This window comes from Kribbella sp. NPDC051952 (assembly GCF_040680855.1).
GTDB lineage: Bacteria > Actinomycetota > Actinomycetes > Propionibacteriales > Kribbellaceae > Kribbella.
The window spans coordinates 215,475-231,819 of the sequence record NZ_JBFAXQ010000001.1 but is presented as its reverse complement, the minus strand read 5'-3'; the positions used below and the strand labels follow the sequence as shown (position 1 = coordinate 231,819).

16 protein-coding genes are annotated in these 16,345 nt (G+C 68.8%); 10 read left to right on the top strand and 6 right to left on the bottom strand.

Annotation, left to right across the window (positions count from 1 at the left end):
- Positions 1-24 precede the first annotated feature (24 nt).
- Genes AB0L70_RS01075 through AB0L70_RS01065 form a run of 3 tightly spaced genes read left to right on the top strand, consistent with a single transcriptional unit; the run spans position 25 to position 3,920 of the window.
- Positions 25-654 carry a potassium-transporting ATPase subunit C gene (locus AB0L70_RS01075; protein WP_363678576.1) on the top strand — a complete coding sequence of 210 codons (630 nt, stop codon included), beginning with the start codon at positions 25-27 and terminating at the stop codon, positions 652-654.
- Positions 655-666: 12 nt separating this feature from the next.
- Positions 667-3,246 (top strand): DUF4118 domain-containing protein, encoded by a 2,580-nt coding sequence (locus AB0L70_RS01070; protein ID WP_363678574.1) that lies wholly within the window; start codon positions 667-669, stop codon positions 3,244-3,246.
- The gene (locus AB0L70_RS01065; protein WP_363678572.1) at positions 3,243-3,920 is read left to right on the top strand and encodes a response regulator; all 678 of its coding nucleotides are present in this window, start codon (positions 3,243-3,245) and stop codon (positions 3,918-3,920) included. The genes AB0L70_RS01070 and AB0L70_RS01065 overlap by 4 nt, the downstream gene beginning before the upstream one ends.
- A 4-nt stretch (positions 3,921-3,924) precedes the next feature.
- Here AB0L70_RS01065 and AB0L70_RS01060 read toward each other — a convergent pair whose 3' ends face one another.
- The gene (locus tag AB0L70_RS01060; protein WP_363678570.1) at positions 3,925-5,751 is read right to left on the bottom strand and encodes an APC family permease; all 1,827 of its coding nucleotides are present in this window, start codon (positions 5,749-5,751) and stop codon (positions 3,925-3,927) included.
- 138 nt (positions 5,752-5,889) lie between these two features.
- Here AB0L70_RS01060 and AB0L70_RS01055 point away from each other — a divergent pair, with 138 nt between their 5' ends.
- On the top strand, positions 5,890-6,732 hold the full coding sequence (locus tag AB0L70_RS01055) for a hypothetical protein (protein WP_363678568.1): 843 nt from the start codon (positions 5,890-5,892) through the stop codon (positions 6,730-6,732).
- Between the two features lie 51 nt (positions 6,733-6,783).
- On the opposite strand, the gene rpmG is transcribed toward AB0L70_RS01055, so the two are convergent.
- A complete protein-coding gene (gene rpmG / locus AB0L70_RS01050) occupies positions 6,784-6,951 on the bottom strand; it encodes a 50S ribosomal protein L33 (RefSeq protein WP_363678566.1) in 168 nt (55 codons plus the stop codon).
- A 124-nt stretch (positions 6,952-7,075) separates the two neighbouring features.
- Here rpmG and AB0L70_RS01045 point away from each other — a divergent pair, with 124 nt between their 5' ends.
- The 4 genes from AB0L70_RS01045 (at position 7,076) to AB0L70_RS01030 (ending at position 10,772) form a co-directional block, all read left to right on the top strand.
- Positions 7,076-8,170, top strand: a complete 1,095-nt coding sequence (locus AB0L70_RS01045; protein ID WP_363678564.1) for a GTP-binding protein — start codon at positions 7,076-7,078, stop codon at positions 8,168-8,170.
- Entirely contained in the window at positions 8,167-8,412 is a 246-nt protein-coding gene (locus AB0L70_RS01040) for a type B 50S ribosomal protein L31 (protein ID WP_325024287.1), read from the top strand. Before AB0L70_RS01045 ends, AB0L70_RS01040 begins: the two co-directional genes overlap by 4 nt.
- A 65-nt stretch (positions 8,413-8,477) precedes the next feature.
- The gene (locus AB0L70_RS01035) at positions 8,478-9,329 is read left to right on the top strand and encodes a hypothetical protein (protein ID WP_363678561.1); all 852 of its coding nucleotides are present in this window, start codon (positions 8,478-8,480) and stop codon (positions 9,327-9,329) included.
- 21 nt (positions 9,330-9,350) lie between these two features.
- Positions 9,351-10,772, top strand: a complete 1,422-nt coding sequence (locus AB0L70_RS01030) for an aromatic amino acid lyase (protein ID WP_363678559.1) — start codon at positions 9,351-9,353, stop codon at positions 10,770-10,772.
- A gap of 2 nt (positions 10,773-10,774) precedes the next feature.
- On the opposite strand, the gene AB0L70_RS01025 is transcribed toward AB0L70_RS01030, so the two are convergent.
- Complete coding sequence (locus AB0L70_RS01025; protein WP_363678557.1) at positions 10,775-11,749, bottom strand: NADP-dependent oxidoreductase; 975 nt, start codon at positions 11,747-11,749, stop codon at positions 10,775-10,777.
- A gap of 57 nt (positions 11,750-11,806) precedes the next feature.
- Between AB0L70_RS01025 and AB0L70_RS01020 the strand changes: the two genes are divergently transcribed.
- Positions 11,807-12,802 carry a DUF5937 family protein gene (locus tag AB0L70_RS01020; protein WP_363678555.1) on the top strand — a complete coding sequence of 332 codons (996 nt, stop codon included), beginning with the start codon at positions 11,807-11,809 and terminating at the stop codon, positions 12,800-12,802.
- Between the two features lie 22 nt (positions 12,803-12,824).
- Here AB0L70_RS01020 and AB0L70_RS01015 read toward each other — a convergent pair whose 3' ends face one another.
- From AB0L70_RS01015 to AB0L70_RS01005, 3 genes are read right to left on the bottom strand one after another with little or no spacing between them, the layout of a single operon-like run.
- Positions 12,825-13,583 (bottom strand): IclR family transcriptional regulator, encoded by a 759-nt coding sequence (locus AB0L70_RS01015; RefSeq protein WP_363678553.1) that lies wholly within the window; start codon positions 13,581-13,583, stop codon positions 12,825-12,827.
- A 23-nt stretch (positions 13,584-13,606) separates the two neighbouring features.
- Positions 13,607-13,795 carry a hypothetical protein gene (locus AB0L70_RS01010; RefSeq protein WP_363678551.1) on the bottom strand — a complete coding sequence of 63 codons (189 nt, stop codon included), beginning with the start codon at positions 13,793-13,795 and terminating at the stop codon, positions 13,607-13,609.
- Positions 13,795-14,691 (bottom strand): GNAT family N-acetyltransferase, encoded by an 897-nt coding sequence (locus AB0L70_RS01005; RefSeq protein ID WP_363678549.1) that lies wholly within the window; start codon positions 14,689-14,691, stop codon positions 13,795-13,797. The genes AB0L70_RS01010 and AB0L70_RS01005 overlap by 1 nt, the downstream gene beginning before the upstream one ends.
- 32 nt (positions 14,692-14,723) lie before the next feature.
- Here AB0L70_RS01005 and hutH point away from each other — a divergent pair, with 32 nt between their 5' ends.
- Positions 14,724-16,343, top strand: a complete 1,620-nt coding sequence (hutH, locus tag AB0L70_RS01000) for a histidine ammonia-lyase (protein WP_363678547.1) — start codon at positions 14,724-14,726, stop codon at positions 16,341-16,343.
- Positions 16,344-16,345: the final 2 nt, after the last annotated feature.

The following is a 16,345-nucleotide window of genomic DNA, read 5'->3' as shown; positions in this document are numbered from 1 at the left end:
CAACTCTTGAAGGGCTAGTTGTCAATGGCAAGCAATCTGCCCGGCTCGGTCCGGCAGTTCGGGGTGGCGCTGCGGGCGCTGCTCGTGTTCACGGCGATCCTCGGGATCGTCTACCCGCTGGTGATGACCGGCGTCGCACAGGCCCTCTTCCACGGCAACGCGAACGGTTCGATCGTCAAGGTCGACGGCAAGGACACCGCGTCCGACCTGATCGGCCAGGCCTACACCCAGGACAGTGGCAAGAAGGACGACGACGGCAACGCGATCATGGTCGCGGACCCGAAGTGGTTCCAGACCCGGCCGTCCGCGGTCGACTACGACGCGATGGGCAGTGCGGCCTCGCAGTACGGGCCGAACAACGCCGATCTGGTCAAGCTGATCGACGAGCGGCGGGCCGCGGTCGCGGAGCTCGAGGGTGTCGACCCGGCGCAGGTCCCGCCGGACGCGGTCACCGCCAGTGGCAGCGGTCTCGACCCGGCCATCAGCCCGGCGTACGCCGCTCTGCAGGTCAACCGGGTCGCCCGTGAGCGTGGTCTGGACGTGGCGACGGTGCAACAGTTGGTGAAGGACAACACGAAGGGCCGCACGCTCGGCTTCCTCGGGGAGCCCGCAGTCAACGTGGTGAAGCTCAACAACGCTCTCGCTGCACTCTGAGAGCATGGATGCATGAGTAAGAGCGGCCGTGGGCATCTGCGGATCTACCTTGGCGCCGCGCCCGGTGTGGGTAAGACCTACAAGATGCTGGGCGAGGGTCAGCGCAGGGTGACTCGCGGTACCGATGTGGTGGTCGGATTCGTCGAGACCCACGGCCGGCAGCACACCGAGGAGATGCTCCACGGGCTGGAGCTGGTGCCGCGCCGGATCCTCGACTACCGCGGCGCGAGCTTCACCGAGATGGACATCGACGCGGTGCTGGCCCGGCGGCCCGAGGTCGCCCTGGTCGACGAGCTGGCGCACACCAACGTGCCGGGCAGCCGGAACGAGAAGCGCTGGCAGGACATCGAGGAGCTGCTGGCCGCCGGGATCGACGTGATCTCGGCGGTCAACATCCAGCACCTCGAGTCGATCAACGACGTGGTCGAGAAGATCACCGGCGTACCGCAGCAGGAAACCGTGCCGGACCGGGTGGTCCGGGCCGCGGACCAGATCGAGCTGGTCGACATGACGCCGGAGGCGTTGCGCCGGCGGATGGCGCACGGCAACGTCTACGCGGCCGACAAGATAGATGCTGCCCTGGGCAACTATTTCCGGGTCGGCAACCTGTCTGCCCTGCGCGAACTCGCGTTGCTCTGGCTCGCCGACCGGGTCGACGCCGGTCTCCAGCAGTACCGTGCCCAACATGACATCGATTCGACCTGGGAGGCCCGGGAGCGCGTCGTCGTCGCGCTCACCGGCGGTCCCGAGGGCGAGACACTGATCCGGCGTGCCGCCCGCATCGCCGCCAGGTCGTCCGGTGGAGACCTGCTCGCAGTCCATGTCGCCCGCTCCGACGGCCTGACCGGCGCCGACCCGAAACGGCTGGCCGAACAGCGCAACCTGGTCGAGAGCCTGGGCGGCACCTATCACCAGGTCGTCGGTGACGACATCTCCGACGCCCTGCTGACGTTCGCCCGCGCGGAGAACGCCACCCAGCTCGTTCTCGGTGGTTCGCGCAGGTCCCGGGTGTCGTCGGTGCTCACCGGCCCGGGGATCGGGTCCAGCACGATTCGGGACTCAGGGGACATCGACGTACACATCGTCACCCACTCGCTGATGGGCCGTGGCCGGTTGCCGCGGTTGCGCGGAAGCTTGTCCCGCAGGCGGAAGGTGCAGGGGTTCATCCTGGCCGTCGTCCTGCCCCCACTGCTCGCGCTCCTGCTCGGTCTGGGTGGGGACAACCTCAACCTGACCAGCAACGTACTGGCATTCCTCCTGGCGGTCGTCGTGGTTGCGTTGGTCGGTGGACTCTGGCCGGCGTTGCTGACCGCGATCGGCGGGACCGTCGTACTGAACTACTTCTTCACGCCGCCGACTCGGACCTTCACGATTGCCGAGCTGAACAACGCGCTCGCGTTGGCGATCTTCGTGCTGGTCGCGGCGATGGTGAGTTCGGTCGTTGACCGGGCGGCTCGGCGTACTCGGCAGGCGGCTCGGGCCGCGGCTGAGTCCGAGACGCTGGCGACGTTGGCCGGCTCGGTGTTGCGTGGCGAGACTGCTTTGCCCGCACTGCTCGAACGGGTGCGCGAGGCGTTCGGGATGACCGGGGCCTGCCTGATGGAGCGGGTGGACGACGATGAGCTGACCGAGGTCTGGCGGCCGTTGGCCTCGGCCGGCACGCTGACGTGCACCCGGCCGGAGGAGGCCGACGCGGAGATCCCGGCGCGTGACGACCTGGTCCTCGTGCTTCAGGGCCATCAGTTGGCCGCGGACGAGCGTCGGCTGGTTGGAGCGTTCGCCGCCCACGCTGCCGCGTTGGTCGACAAGGCCAGGCTGAGTGAGGCCGCCGCTGAGGCGAAGCCGCTGGCCGAGGCCGACAAGCTGCGTACGGCGCTACTCCGGGCGGTCGGCCATGATCTCCGGTCGCCGCTGGCGTCGGCGAAGGCGTCGGTGACCAGCCTGCGTAGTGATGACGTGGAGTGGAGCGAGTCCGAGCGCGAGGAGCTGCTGGAGACGGCAGATGAGTCGCTCGATCGGTTGTCGCGACTGGTGGACAACCTGCTCGACCTCAGTCGACTGCAAGCCGGCGTACTTCCTGTCTTCACTCGGCCGATGGCGTTGGACGAGGTCCTGCCCGGCGTACTGGCTGAGATCGGTGACGACGGGGACAAGGTGACGGTGGATATCCCGCACACGCTGCCGTTGGTCGAGGCCGACCCGGCGTTGCTGGAGCGGGTGGTGGCGAACCTGCTGGCCAACGCGATCCGCTACTCGCCGCCCGGACGGCCGCCGCTGATCAGCGGGAGCGCGCTCGGCGACATCGTGGAGATCCGGGTGATCGACCGAGGACCGGGGATCCCGCGGGCAGACCGGGATCGGGTGTTCGCGCCCTTCCAGCGGCTCGGCGACACCGACAACACCGTCGGCGTCGGGCTGGGCCTGGCCCTGGCCCGTGGTCTGGCCGAGGCGATGCACGGAACGCTGCAGCCCGAGGACACTCCCGGTGGAGGCCTGACCATGGTGGTGTCGATGCCGACCGCAACCGTGCGCTCGGTCGACGCTCCGGTGCCGGGATCTCGCGAACGCTTCGAGCAGGAGGTCGACGAATGACCAGAGTTCTGGTGATCGATGACGAACCTCAGATCGTCCGGGCGCTGCAGATCAACCTGAAGGCGCGTGGGTACGAGGTGCATCTGGCCGGCACGGGTACGTCGGCGTTGAAGGTGGCGGCCCAGCACCCGCCGGAGTTGGTGATTCTCGACCTCGGGTTGCCGGACTTCGACGGCGTCGACGTGATCCGCGGCCTGCGCGGGTGGACCGAGGCGCCGATCCTGGTGCTGTCCGGGCGGACCGACCAGACCGACAAGGTCGAGGCGCTGGACGCGGGTGCGGACGACTACGTGACCAAGCCGTTCGGGATCGACGAGTTGCTGGCCCGGATGCGCGCCGTACTGCGTCGCGCCAACATCGCGCAGGACCAGCCGGTCGTGACCGTCGGCGGCGCCACCGTCGACCTGGCCGCGAAGCGGGTGACTCTGGAGAACGGCGAGGACATCCGTCTCACCCCGACCGAGTGGCACCTGCTCGAGGTCCTGGTCCGCCACCCCGGCAAGCTGATGTCCCAACGCCAACTCCTCACCGAGGTCTGGGGCCCCGGCTACGAATCCGCCAGCGGCAACCTCCGCTTCTACATGGGCCAACTCCGCCGCAAACTCGAAGCCGACCCAGCTCGCCCGAAGCACCTCCTGACCGAACCAGGCATGGGCTACCGCTTCGAACCGTAGGCGATCAGGCGCTCCGGCTGATGGTGACCAGGGTCGGCTCGACCTCGGTGGCCGGGTCGGTGTCGGGGATGCGGAAACGCATCCGGCAGACGACCGCGTTGGTGTGGCGACGGAGGGCGTGCGCGAGCAGGGCGCCGCGCTGGTTCTGCAGCAGGCGTTGCCAGAGGTGCTCGGGCTCGATCTCGGGGATCAGGACGAAGACGGTCTCGATCTCGAGGTGCTTGACGTATCGGACGATCGGATCGGTGAGCCTGCGTCGATCGTCCGTCAACGCGACCAGGGGTACGCCGGGATTCCAGCGCTCCCAGTCCGCGATCAGCTTGTTGAAGTCACGCACGTCGTCCGGGTCGCTCGCGTTCACCGCATGCACAGCCACCACGTCATGCCCGAGCCCGGACGCCACCGAGATCGCGTCCCGGGTCAGCTTGCTGACGCCGTTCACCGGTACGAGGACCCGCGACCGGTGCGCCTTCGGACGATCCGGGACCCGGCCGAGCTCCAGCCGGACACCGATCCGTCGATAGTTCCGCTGTACGGCCTGCATCAGTACGACGAGAGCCGGCAAGGCGATCACGATCAGCCAGGCGCCCTCGGTGAACTTGGTCGCGGTGACGACGACCGCGGCCACCCCGGTCAGAACGGCCCCGAGCCCGTTCAGCGCCAGCTTGAACCGCCACCCGCCCGGCCGCGTGTGCCACCAGTGCCGGACCATCCCGGCCTGCGACAGCGTGAACCCGACGAATACCCCGATCGCGAACAGCGGGACCAACGTATTCATGTCACCGCGCGCGGCGATCAACAGGACCGCCGATACGAGCGTGAGGAACCCGATCCCGTAGCGGTACACCTGCCGCTGCCCACGGAGCTTGAAGACGTGCGGTACGAAGTGATCCTTGGCGAGCAACTGCGCGAGCACGGGAAGTCCGCCGTACGACGTGTTCGCCGCCAGCGCCAGCAGGATCACGGTCGAGAACTGCACGACGTAGTACCCGAATCCGTGCCCGAGCGAGGCATCAGCGAGCTGCGACAGCACGGTCACGCCCTCGACCGGCTTGATCTCGAACTTCTTGATCAGCACGGCCAGCCCGATCAGCATCGTCGCGAGCAGCACCCCGAGCACGAGCTCGGCCCGCTGCGCCCGAACCGCCCGCGGCTTGCGGAAACTCGGTACGGCGTTCGCGATCGCTTCGACGCCCGTGAGTGCCGCGCAACCGTTGGCGAACGCCTTCAGCAGCAGGAGAACCCCGATGGCGTGAATCTGACCGGCCTGCTCCGCGCTCGTGGTGGTGACCGCGGGTTCGCCGCGGAGCAGACCGGCCAGAATCACCGTCAGGATGGCCGCCACGAACACGGCCGTCGGCACGATGAACATCCGCGCGGAGTTCGCCACGCCCTTCAGGTTCACCGCGGTCACGATCGCGAGGACGGCGAGAGCCAGCCACACGCGATAGCCATAGAGACCGGGTACGGCGGAAGTCAGCGCGGCGACCCCGGCTGCGACCGACACGGCCACGTTCAGCACGTAGTCGATCACCAGTGATGCACCGGCGACCAGGCTGGCTCGGCGGCCGAGGTAGCGCTTGGAGACGCCGTACGAACCGCCGCCGTTCGGGAAGGCCGCGATCACCTGCCGGTAGGACAGGACGAGCACGAGCAGTAGGCCCGCGATCGCCAGCGTGACCGGCAACGTCAGCCCGATCGCGTTCGCCCCGCCGAGGGCGAGGATCAGAACGATGGCCTCCGGCCCGTAAGCCACCGACGCCATCGCGTCCAGTGACAGCGCCGCCAAACCACCGATCACACCCAGCCGATGCCGCTCATCCCCGCTCACGCCTCCACCCTCAGGCCGGCGGCCGGATCCGACACCCGGTCCTCACAGCATCCTCATGCCGCCGCCGTGATCTCCAACGCCGGCCTCACGTCCGTTTCGTTCAATACGCAGGGGGTGGAAGTGCGAGAGGGTCGGGGTATGGACATCTTCAGCGCAGGTCGTGATTTCGTCCGGCGGGACGCTCGGCTGGTCGAACGCCGGTTGTTCGCCACGCTCTTCGAGGACGCCGACGCGCAGGGCGTGGTCGACGCGCTCCGCGGTTATCAGAACGCCGACGGCGGCTTCGGGCACGGTCTCGAGCCGGACAAGCGCTGCCCGGACAGCCTCCCGCTCGACGTCGAGGTCGCGTTCGACACCCTGCTCGCAGCTGGCACCCAGGACGAGACGATGATCCGCCGGGCCGCCGACTGGCTGGGCCAGATCGCGAACGCCGACGGCGCCGTACCCCTGTGTGGTCCCGCCGTCGAGGGCTACCCGCGGGCCGAGCACATCAGCGAGTGGACCTACCAGCCCAGCATCAACCCGACCGCCGGCCTGGTCGGGCGGCTGCAGAAGTTCGGTATCGAGCACCCGTGGCGGGACAAGGCCGGCGCCTGGTGCGCGGCCGAGCTGGCCAAGGGTCTGCCCGACGAAGCCCACTCCCTGCACGAGTCGCTCGAGTTCCTCGAGCACACCGACGACGTCGACTTCGACCGGGTCCGGGACTGGCTGCCCAAGGTCGGCTATTTCCGTGCCGACGCCTCGGATCCGACGGACGGCGTCACTCCGCTGCAGTTCGCGCCGACGCCGGACAGCTTCTGGCGGCCGCTGTTCACGGACGCCCAGCTCGAGGGCCACCTCGATCGGCTCGTCGCCGACCAGCAGGCCGACGGCGGCTGGGCCATCACCTGGGAGCCGCCCGGTCCGGCGGCCACGCTCGAGTACCGCGGCATCGTCAGCGTCGGCGCACTCCGCACCTTGAAGGCCTACAACCGGATCTGACTCCAGACGTACGACGACCCTCCGCGAACCGCGGAGGGTCGTTGTGCTGTCTTACCGCTCTTCGCGGAAGTCGACGTGGAGCCGGACGGCGGGGTCGTACTTGCGGATCACCAGCCGGTCGGGATTGTTCCGGCGGTTCTTCCGCGTTACATAGGTGAAGCCGGTGCCTGCCGTGCTGCGGAGCTTCACGATCGGGCGGAGGTCGTTGCGCTTGGCCATACTGTCCTTTCCTGGGACACCTGGCGGGTGACCCTCGCTGTGAAGAACGCCGACGGGGTGGCCGCTATTCCGGTTCGGAGGGTACCTTGTATTGGTTATCGTTTTCAATAAGACGGGAGTCTGGATGCTGCCGGTGACCTTGCTGACAGGTCTCGACGAGGGGTTCCGGGACGCGATCGCGGCGAATCTGCTCGCCGCCGGACCGACCGGGGTCCTGATCGAGTACGACGTCAGTGGGCTGACCGACGGCTCCGTCGTACGGATCGCCCGGACCGCCGCTGGGATCATCGACCGCGAGGTGATCGAGATGGCGCACCCGTGCGTCTCCTGCGCGATGCGTGACTCGCTGGTCCAGCTCCTGCTCAGCATCGCGGCGGTCGAGCGGTACGACGTCGCGATCGTGAACGTGCCCGCCGCCGGGGACACCCGGGCGCTCGCCGATGAGATCGCCCGGGACGGCGGTAGCGAGCTCCGGGTGGACGCGGTCGTCACGACGGTCGACACGGGCAGTGTGATCGCGGACCTGACCGGCGAGCAGCTGATCCGGGAGCGTGGCATCCCGACCGCGGTCGAGGACGGCCGGGCCATCGCCGAAGTGATCGTCCGGCAGCTCGAGTACGCCGGCGCGGCGATCCTCAGCAGCGACGATGACACGGTCCGCGGCCTGATCCGGGCGATCAATCCACAGTTGCTGGTGAAGACGACGCCGGCCGGGCTGATCGGCGTACAACTGAAGGGTCCCGACGCCGTCGAGCCGGGGTCGATCGTGGCGCCGCTGGCGGATGACGGGTCGGTCCGGACCCTCGTCTGGCAGTCGAACCGGCCCTTCCATCCTGAGCGGTTGTATGACGCGCTGGAGGATCTGGTCGCCGGGACGGCGCGCGGGCGCGGGACGGTGTGGATCGCGACCCAGCACCGGAGGCGGCTCAGCTGGGACAGCTTCGGCACCAACGTCGCGATCGGCGTCCTGGGTCCGTGGCTCGCCGACCTGCCTGCCGACCGCTGGCCGTCCGTCGGGCAGCAGCACCAGGCCCGCTCGGCCCTCGAGTGGCACCCCGAGTACGGCGATCGCGCGTCGTACCTGTCCATCACCGGTATCGACCTGGACGTGCGGGAATTACGGGAGCGCCTGGATGGTTGTGTCCTTCGTGCGGATGAAGCGGTCCACCCCTTGACCGATCCGTTCGCTCCCTACTTGGAAGGAAGTACGGCTGCATGAAGAAGGACATCCACCCCGATTACCGCCGGGTCGTCTTCAGGGACAAGTCCGGCAACTTCAGCTTCCTCACCGGGTCGACGCGCGAGAGCAACGAGACCATCGAGTGGCACGACGGGAACACCTACCCGGTCGTCGACGTCGAGATCTCGTCCGCCAGCCACCCGTTCTACACGGGCCAGCAGCGTGTCATGGACACCCAGGGCCGCGTGGAGAAGTTCAAGAAGCGCTACGGCCAGAAGTAACACCTGGCTTCGAGCCCACCCGAACTCCGTTGCCGGAGCCGGGTGGGCTTTGTACTGTCCGGCGCATGCCGATCACCCAGTACGCCCTCCCCGGTGCCGCGGTCTACCCGGAGGGCATCACCCTCGGTCCGGCCGACGACTACTTCGTCGGGAGCAGTGCCGACGGCACCATCTTCCGCGGCCGCCTGACCGAAGAGACGGCCTCGGTGTGGCTCCCACCGGACCCAGACCGTGCGGTGGCTCTCGGGCTCACGACGTACGAGTCGCAGTTGTTGGTGTGTGGCGGGAAGACCGGGTTGTTCCACGCGTACGACGTTGAGACCCGCGCACTCGTCGCCCGCCAGGCGGTCGACGGCTACCTGAACGACGTGTGGGTGAGTGGCGACCACGCGTTCGTCACCGACTCGAGCCAGCCGATCGTGTGGCGGTTCGATCTGCGCGCGATCGAGGCTCCGCCGGACTCGATCAGGCTCCCGCGGGCCGGCTATCTCAACGGCATCACTGCGCAGGATGGCGTTCTCTACGTGGCCGATCAGGGCGATGAGGTCCTCTGGCGGATCGATCCCGACGGGTCGGCGGCCGTCATCGCCACCGACTACGCGGCCGACGGCTTGCTCCTGGTCGATGATCTGCTGATCGGTGTCTGCAACCGCGGTGAGACCGCGCAGACCGCCGAGTTCTTCCTGTCCATGCTGCGTCTGACCGCCGACGGTCGTGCGATTCCTCTCGGCGAGCACACGGATCCGCGGTTCGCGACTCCCACGACGCTCGCCCTCGCGGGTGACCGGTTGTTGGTGGTCAACGCTCAGTTCGGCAGGCGTCCCGATCCCGTGCTGCCGTTCACTGTGCTGGTGCTCGAGTGGGCACGTCTCGGATCTCAGACGGTTGACGAGGCGAGTCGCTTACTCCGAGGCTGAGGTCGGTCTCACACTGGGTGGATGGAGCCGGTGGAGCTTTCCGGGAGCGGGTTGACGCCGCTCGAGGCCGTTGCGCTCGGGCAACGGCGTACGGCGGTGCGACTGACTGACGACGCCCGGAAGCGGATGCACGAGTCGGCCGTTGCGGTGGCCGAGGTCGCGTTGCGGCGGCCGGTGTACGGGCGGACGACCGGGGTCGGCGCCAACCGGGACGTGCTCACCTCCGACCCCGAGCACGGCGCCCGGTTGCTCGGATCGCATTCCACCACTGGCACAACGTCGTACCCGAAGGATGTGGTCCGGCTCGGGCTGCTGATCCGGGTCAACCAACTCGCCTCCGGCGGCTCCGGGCTCGAGCCCGAGGTGGCCGACGCGATCGTTGCCCTGCTCAACGACGACGTCCTGCCCGACCTGCACCGCGGTGGCGCGATCGGGACCGGCGACCTCGGACCGCTGGCCGAACTCGGTCTAGCCCTCGGCCCGGTCATCGACGGGACGAGTGCGCTCCCGCTGCTCTCGAGCAACGCGATCACGCTGGCCGAGTGTTGCCTCGCGTACGTCGAGGCCGCGACGCTGATCAACGTCGTACCGATCGTCGGGGCGCTCTCGCATGTGGCGATGCGCGGCAACGGCGAGGTGTACGACGTACGCGTGCACGAGGCTCGTCCGCAGCCGGGGCAGGTCCGGGTCGCGCGCCGGATGCGCGGGCTGCTAGACGGGTTGCCGATTCCACCCGCAAGGATCCAGGATCCCTTTGGCTTAAGGGCTTTTGCGCAGGTGCTTGGTCCGGCAGTCGATCATGTGGATGCGCTCGGCAACAGTCTCCGGATCGACATCAACGCCTCCGCCGAGAACCCGTTGGTTGCCGGCGACACCGTCCTCCACAACGGCAACTGGCACGGGATGCCGATCGCCCTCGCCCTGGACTCACTCCGCCTCAGCCTGCACAGCGTCGCGACCCTCTCCACCTCCCGCGTCGCGAACCTGGTCGACCCCGACTTCACCGGCCTCAGCCGCTTCCTGGCGAGCGGGGCCGAGGCGAGCTCCGGCGTCATGATGATCGAGTACGTCGCCCACGACGCCCTGTCCTCGGTCCGTTCATCCGCCCAGCCCGCCACCCTGGGCACGGCAACCCTCTCCCGAGGAGCCGAGCACCACGCCAGCTTCGCCCCCCAAGCCGCCGTACTGACCGGCCAGCTGCTGGACGCCCTCCGCGAGGTCCTCGCCAGCGAGCTGGTCACCGCAGTCCGAGCCATCCGCCTGGCCGCCCTGACCCCCGACGACCTGACTCCCGCCGCCATCGCCCCCTGGCTGGCCGACGCCCTGACCGCCCTCCCCGGCGACCTGACAGACCGCTCCCTCCGAGAAGACCTGGAAATAGCCCGAGGCCTGATGACCCAATGGGGCGACCGCCAGGTCGAACACCCGGCCGAGTCCGCCTGAGGTCAGAGCCGTACCAGCATCTTCCCGAGGTTCTCGCCCCGCAGCATCGCCAGGAACGCTTCGACCGTGTGCTCGAACCCGTCCACGACCGTCTGGTCCGACTGCACGGCCCCGAACTGCAGGTGCGGCGTGAGGAAGTCGATCAGCTCCGGCCTCAGATCGAGGTTGTTGCTGACCAGGAACCCTTCGAGCCGGAGCTCCTTCTCGACGATGTCGAACAGATTGCCCGGCGCCGCGGAAGCCTGGTGGTTGTACGTCGACACCGCGCCGCACCACGCGATCCGGCCGTTCTGCTTCAGGACGTCGATCGCAGCGCTGAGGTGGTCGCCGCCGACGTTGTCCAGGTACGCATCGATGCCGTCGGGGGCGGCCGCGGCCAGCTGCTCGGTCAGTGAGCCGTTGCGGTAGTTGATCGCGACGTCGTACCCGACCGTGTCGACGAGGTGCTTCGCCTTCCGGCCGGAGCCGGTGCTGCCGATGACGCGTCCGGCGCCGAGCAGCTTCGCGATCCGCGCGGCTGCCGTGCCGACCCCGCCGGCGGCCGCGGACACGAAGAGTGTCTCGCCCGGCTGCAGGTCCAGTACGCGGCGCAGGCCGACGTACGCGGACAGGCCGGTGCCGCCGAGAATGCCGAGGTGTGCGGACAGCGGCACGCCGTCGACCGGCTCGATCAGGCGGCTGTCCTGCGGCCGCACCAGCGCATGCGTGCGCCAGCCGCCACGGTGGAAGACGACGTCTCCGGCGGTGTACTCCGGGGTGTGGGAGGAGAGCACCCGACCGAGTGCCCGGCCCTCCAGCGGAGCGTTCAGCTCGGACCCGGCGTCCATCATCTCGCGCATGTACGGATCGACGGAGAGCCAGAGATTCTCGACCAGCGCGGCGCCGGGCGGCGGGGTGAGGTCCGGGGTGTCGACGAAGGCGAACAGCTCGCTGGTCGGGACGCCGTCCGGCCGGGCGGTGAGGTGGATCTGTCTCATCCCGTCAATGAAACCGGGACCTGGGCCGCGGGAGCCAGATGATTAGGATATAGCTTAATGATCAGCTACCGGCTCGGGGTCGACGACCTGGCGGATATGCGCTTCGCGTGCTCGCCGTTGCTGGAGACGGCGACGAGTCTGTGGGCGTTGACCGAGCCGTCCGCGCACGTGCTGCACCTGCCATGGATCCGGCAGACGAGCGCCGCATTGCGGGACCGGCCGGAGCGTGAGCTGCTGCTCGCTCTCGTCGCGCCCGAGGTGCAGTGGCTACCGGACTTCGTCACGCCTCGACCGGCCTCGCCGCTACCGGACGTCGAGGAGGAGCTGACCAGGGTTCGCGCGACTCCCCCGCGGCGGGCGGTTGCGGATGTCATCCGTGCGTACGGCGGCCGGCCACTGCCGCCCGTGCTCGAGGAACTGTGCGCCACACCGCGTCGACTGCGTGATCGGGTGTGTGCCGCGATGGCGTCGTACTGGGAGCTGGCGATGGCGCCGCACTGGTCCAGGATGCGGGCCTTGCTGGAGGCGGACATGGTGCATCGCGCCCAGCTGCTCGCCCGGGACGGTGCGGCCGCCGTGCTGACCGGGCTCGACCCGAGCGCTCGCTGGTCGGACGGCGTGCTGCGGCTGAGGGTGTCGTCGTACCAGCTGGACTATGACGCCGATGTCCGCGGTCGCGGATTCTGGCTGGTGCCGACCCTCTTCGCCAAGCACGCGATCAGTCCGGTCGATCCGGCGGAGCCGCCGACCGTCGCCTACCCGGCCCGCGGCGTCGGGACCCTGTGGGAATCTCGTCCGGCTCGCCGGCCCGGAGCGCTGACGGACCTTCTCGGGAAGTCCAGGGCCAGTCTCCTCCTCGACCTGACCGCCCCCACCTCCACGGTCGAGCTCGCCCGCCGGCGCGAGGTGTCGCCGAGCGCCGTCTCCCAGCACCTGTCCGCGCTTCACTCCACCGGCCTGGTCACCAGAGCCCGCTCCGGCCGCGTCGTCCTCTATTCCCGCAGCCGGCTGGGCGATCAACTCGCGAACCCCTGGAGCCGAGACACGCCCTAGCGCCCCCTGCGTCGGAGGGTTCTTAGCCGTGAAGGCGGCGGGTGAGAGCGGTCGCGGCCTGGCGGATGCGGTGGGCCAGGAGGGGGCGTTCTGATGGGGGGATGGTGTCGGTGCGGAAGGTGACGGAGATGGCGGCGGCCGGGTGGCCGGCGTGGTCCAGGGCGGCGCTGGCCACGGAGGCGAGGCCGGGGGTGATGTAGGAGTCTTCGACCGCAAAACCCTGGCGCTTCTCGTCCGCCAGCAGCCGTCGGAGTTGGGTGAGGGACTGCGGTCCATGATCGGTCCGTCGTACGAAGCTCTCCGGACCGGGAAAGAGCGCCCGGACCTGCGCAGGCGGCAACTCCGCGAGCAAAGCGCGCCCCGATGCGGTCAGCGTCGCAGGCAGGCGTACGCCGACATCCGTCACCAGCGTCACCGGCCGGGGCGGCTGTTCCTTCAGCAGATAGACGAGTTCACGACCATGCAGTACGCCGAGATGCGCCGTCTGACCGATCTCCGCGACAAGCTGCACGAGCAACGGACGAGCCAACCGCTCGAGCGGATCGTGCCGCAGATAAGCCGATCCGATCTCGAAGGCGGCCACCCCGAGCCCAAACCGCTTCTCCTCGGGCAGGTGAACGACGAAGCCCTCGTCGATCATTGCCCGCAGCAAGTGGTACGTCGATGAGCGCGGCAGGCCTACCGCGGACGCGATGCGTTCCATCGGTACCGGTCCGGGCTGGGTGGCCAGGAACGTCAGTACCCGCAGGGTGCGGGTCGAGGCGGGAACGTTGCCGCTCACAACGGCAGCGTAGCCGCCTCGTCTCAGATTTCGGACGATTGCCGGTTCTTGGCGCGGCTCCGCTTCAACCAGAACCGCAGACTCTCGCCCGCCACGGCCAGCGCGAACAGCCCGCCGGCGACACCCCAGTCGCAGAATTCCTCGCCCGACATCAGCAAGCCAACGGCGAAGGACAGTCCTGCGAAGAACGCCAACGTCAGTGCGAATCGCATCACAGAGCTTTCTCCGCGGTCCAAGCGCCCGACGCCAGGTGGTAGCCGAGCCATGCGTTCACCGCGAGCATCGGCTCGTTCGCGGCGTCGTTGCCGGTGTGTGCGGTGGTCAACCCGGCGTTCCGGGCGCGCGTCAGCGCCTCGGCCTTGACGAGCTTCGCCAGCCCACGCCCGCGCGCCGCCGGGATCGTCCCGGTCAGGCTCGACCAGATCACCCCGCGCTCCGGATCCGCGCTGGTGGTCGCGAACGACAACACCGTGTCCCCGTCGAGCACCGCCGTACTCAGATCGTGGCGCAGGTCCGGGTGATGCCACCACGTCGCAACCCATTCGTCGTACGCCGGTGAGTCCGACAAACCACTCGGATCACCGTCGGCGACGGCCGTGCTCGCCAGCCAGACCTGCCGCGGCTCCACCTGCTCGTAAGTCACAAGCTGTAGACCCGCGGGAACAGCCGGCGGTTCCGGTACGCCGCTGAGTTCCGCAGTGGAATGGCTCATCTGCCGACCGATGGTGAAGCCGCGGTTGATCGCGAACTCCTTCGACGCATCGTCGTCCCTGACAACGACCAGCAGACCAGTGCCTCCGGCCTGCTCGGCCGCGGCGGAGATCGCCTCAGCCAGCGCGCTCCCGATCCCACGGCGCCGCGACTCCGGCGGCACCTGCACGGTGATCCGCAGCCGCCCGGCCTGCTCGCCCGGCGGGGGCAGATACACGTTGCCGTAGCCGACGACCTCGGCACCCTCGACCGCGATCAGGACGACCTTGCTCGTACCGGACCGGAGCTCGGTCTCGACTCCGCGGGCCGTCTTCACCAAGTGCGGCATCACCGCGGCCCACACCCTCGCGATCCCGACCGCATCCTCCGGTACCGCCGTCCGGATCTCGAACACCATGCGCAGACTGTAATCGGGCCGAGGGTTCACGGATGTCTCAGACCCGAGACAGAAAGTCGGCGGCGCTGCTGTCCGTTGGTGGTGGCGCGCGGTGCAATGATCGGGTGGAAGAGACCAGCACAGTGATTGTCGGCATCGGCCCGCTCAGTGCGGCCGATGTGGTCGCGGTAGCGCGGCACGGGGCGCAGGTTCGCATCGACGACCAAGCCCTCGAAGAGATCGCCAAGTCCCGGGCCGCGATCGAGGCTCTGGCCCACGCGGATACGCCGCACTACGGCGTTTCGACCGGCTTCGGCGCGCTTGCGACCCGGCACATCGCACCCGAATTGCGTGCGCAGTTGCAGCGCAGCCTGGTCCGCTCGCACGCCGCCGGCTCCGGCCCGGAGGTGGAGACCGAGGTCGTCCGAGCGCTTGCCCTACTGCGACTGTCCACCCTCGCCACCGGCCGCACCGGCGTAAAGGTCGAAACCGCCCAGGCGTACGCCGGTTTGCTGAACGCGCACCTGACTCCAGTAGTGCATGAGTACGGCAGTCTCGGTTGTTCCGGCGACCTCGCGCCGCTGTCCCATGTCGCACTCGCGGTGATGGGTGAAGGTCCGGTCAGAGATGCCGACGGCAACCTTCTGAACGCCCGCGACGCGTTGCCGGCCCATGGCCTGACGCCCGTCGTACTGGCGGAGAAGGAAGGTCTCGCGCTGATCAACGGCACCGACGGCATGCTCGGCATGCTGGTACTCGCGCTGGCCGATCTCGACCGGCTCTTCAAGACCGCCGACCTCGCCGCCGCGATGAGTGTCGAGGGCCAGCTCGCCACCGACCGCGTGTTCGCCGAGGACCTGCAGGCCCTTCGTCCGCACCCCGGTCAGGCGTTGTCCGCCGCCAACCTGCGCACGATCCTCGCCGACAGCGGAGTCGTCGCCAGTCACCGTGGGCCGGACTGCAACCGGGTGCAGGACGCCTATTCGCTCCGATGCTCCCCGCAAGTGCACGGCGCCGCGCGCGATACGGCCGCCCACGCGGCCACGGTCGCCGGGTACGAGCTCGCCGCCGCGATCGACAACCCGGTCGTCCTGCCCGATGGACGGGTCGAGTCCAACGGCAACTTCCACGGCGCGCCGGTCGGCTACGTGCTCGACTTCCTCGCGATTGCTGTCGCGGACGTCGCGTCGATCAGCGAACGTCGTACCGATCGCTTCCTCGATGTCGCTCGCAACCACGGGCTGAACGCGTTCCTCGCGGACGATCCCGGGGTCGACAGTGGGCACATGATCGCGCAGTACACGCAGGCCGCGATCGTGTCCGAGCTGAAGCGGCTCGCCGTACCGGCCAGTGTCGACTCGATTCCTAGCAGCGCCATGCAAGAGGACCACGTCTCGATGGGCTGGTCGGCCGCACGCAAGCTGCGCAAGGCGATCGACGGGCTCCAGCGGGTGCTCGCGATCGAGATCCTCACCGCAGCGCGGGCGCTCGACCTGCGCGCGCCGCTGACCCCGTCCCCGGCGACCGGCGCGGTCGTGGCCGCACTCCGCGAGTACGTCGAAGGTCCGGGCACCGACCGCCATCTCGCCCCCGAGCTCGAGCACTCCGTCCAACTCGTTGCCAACGGCACCTACATCACCGTCGCCGAGGCCGTCACCGGCCCCCTTAACTAGAA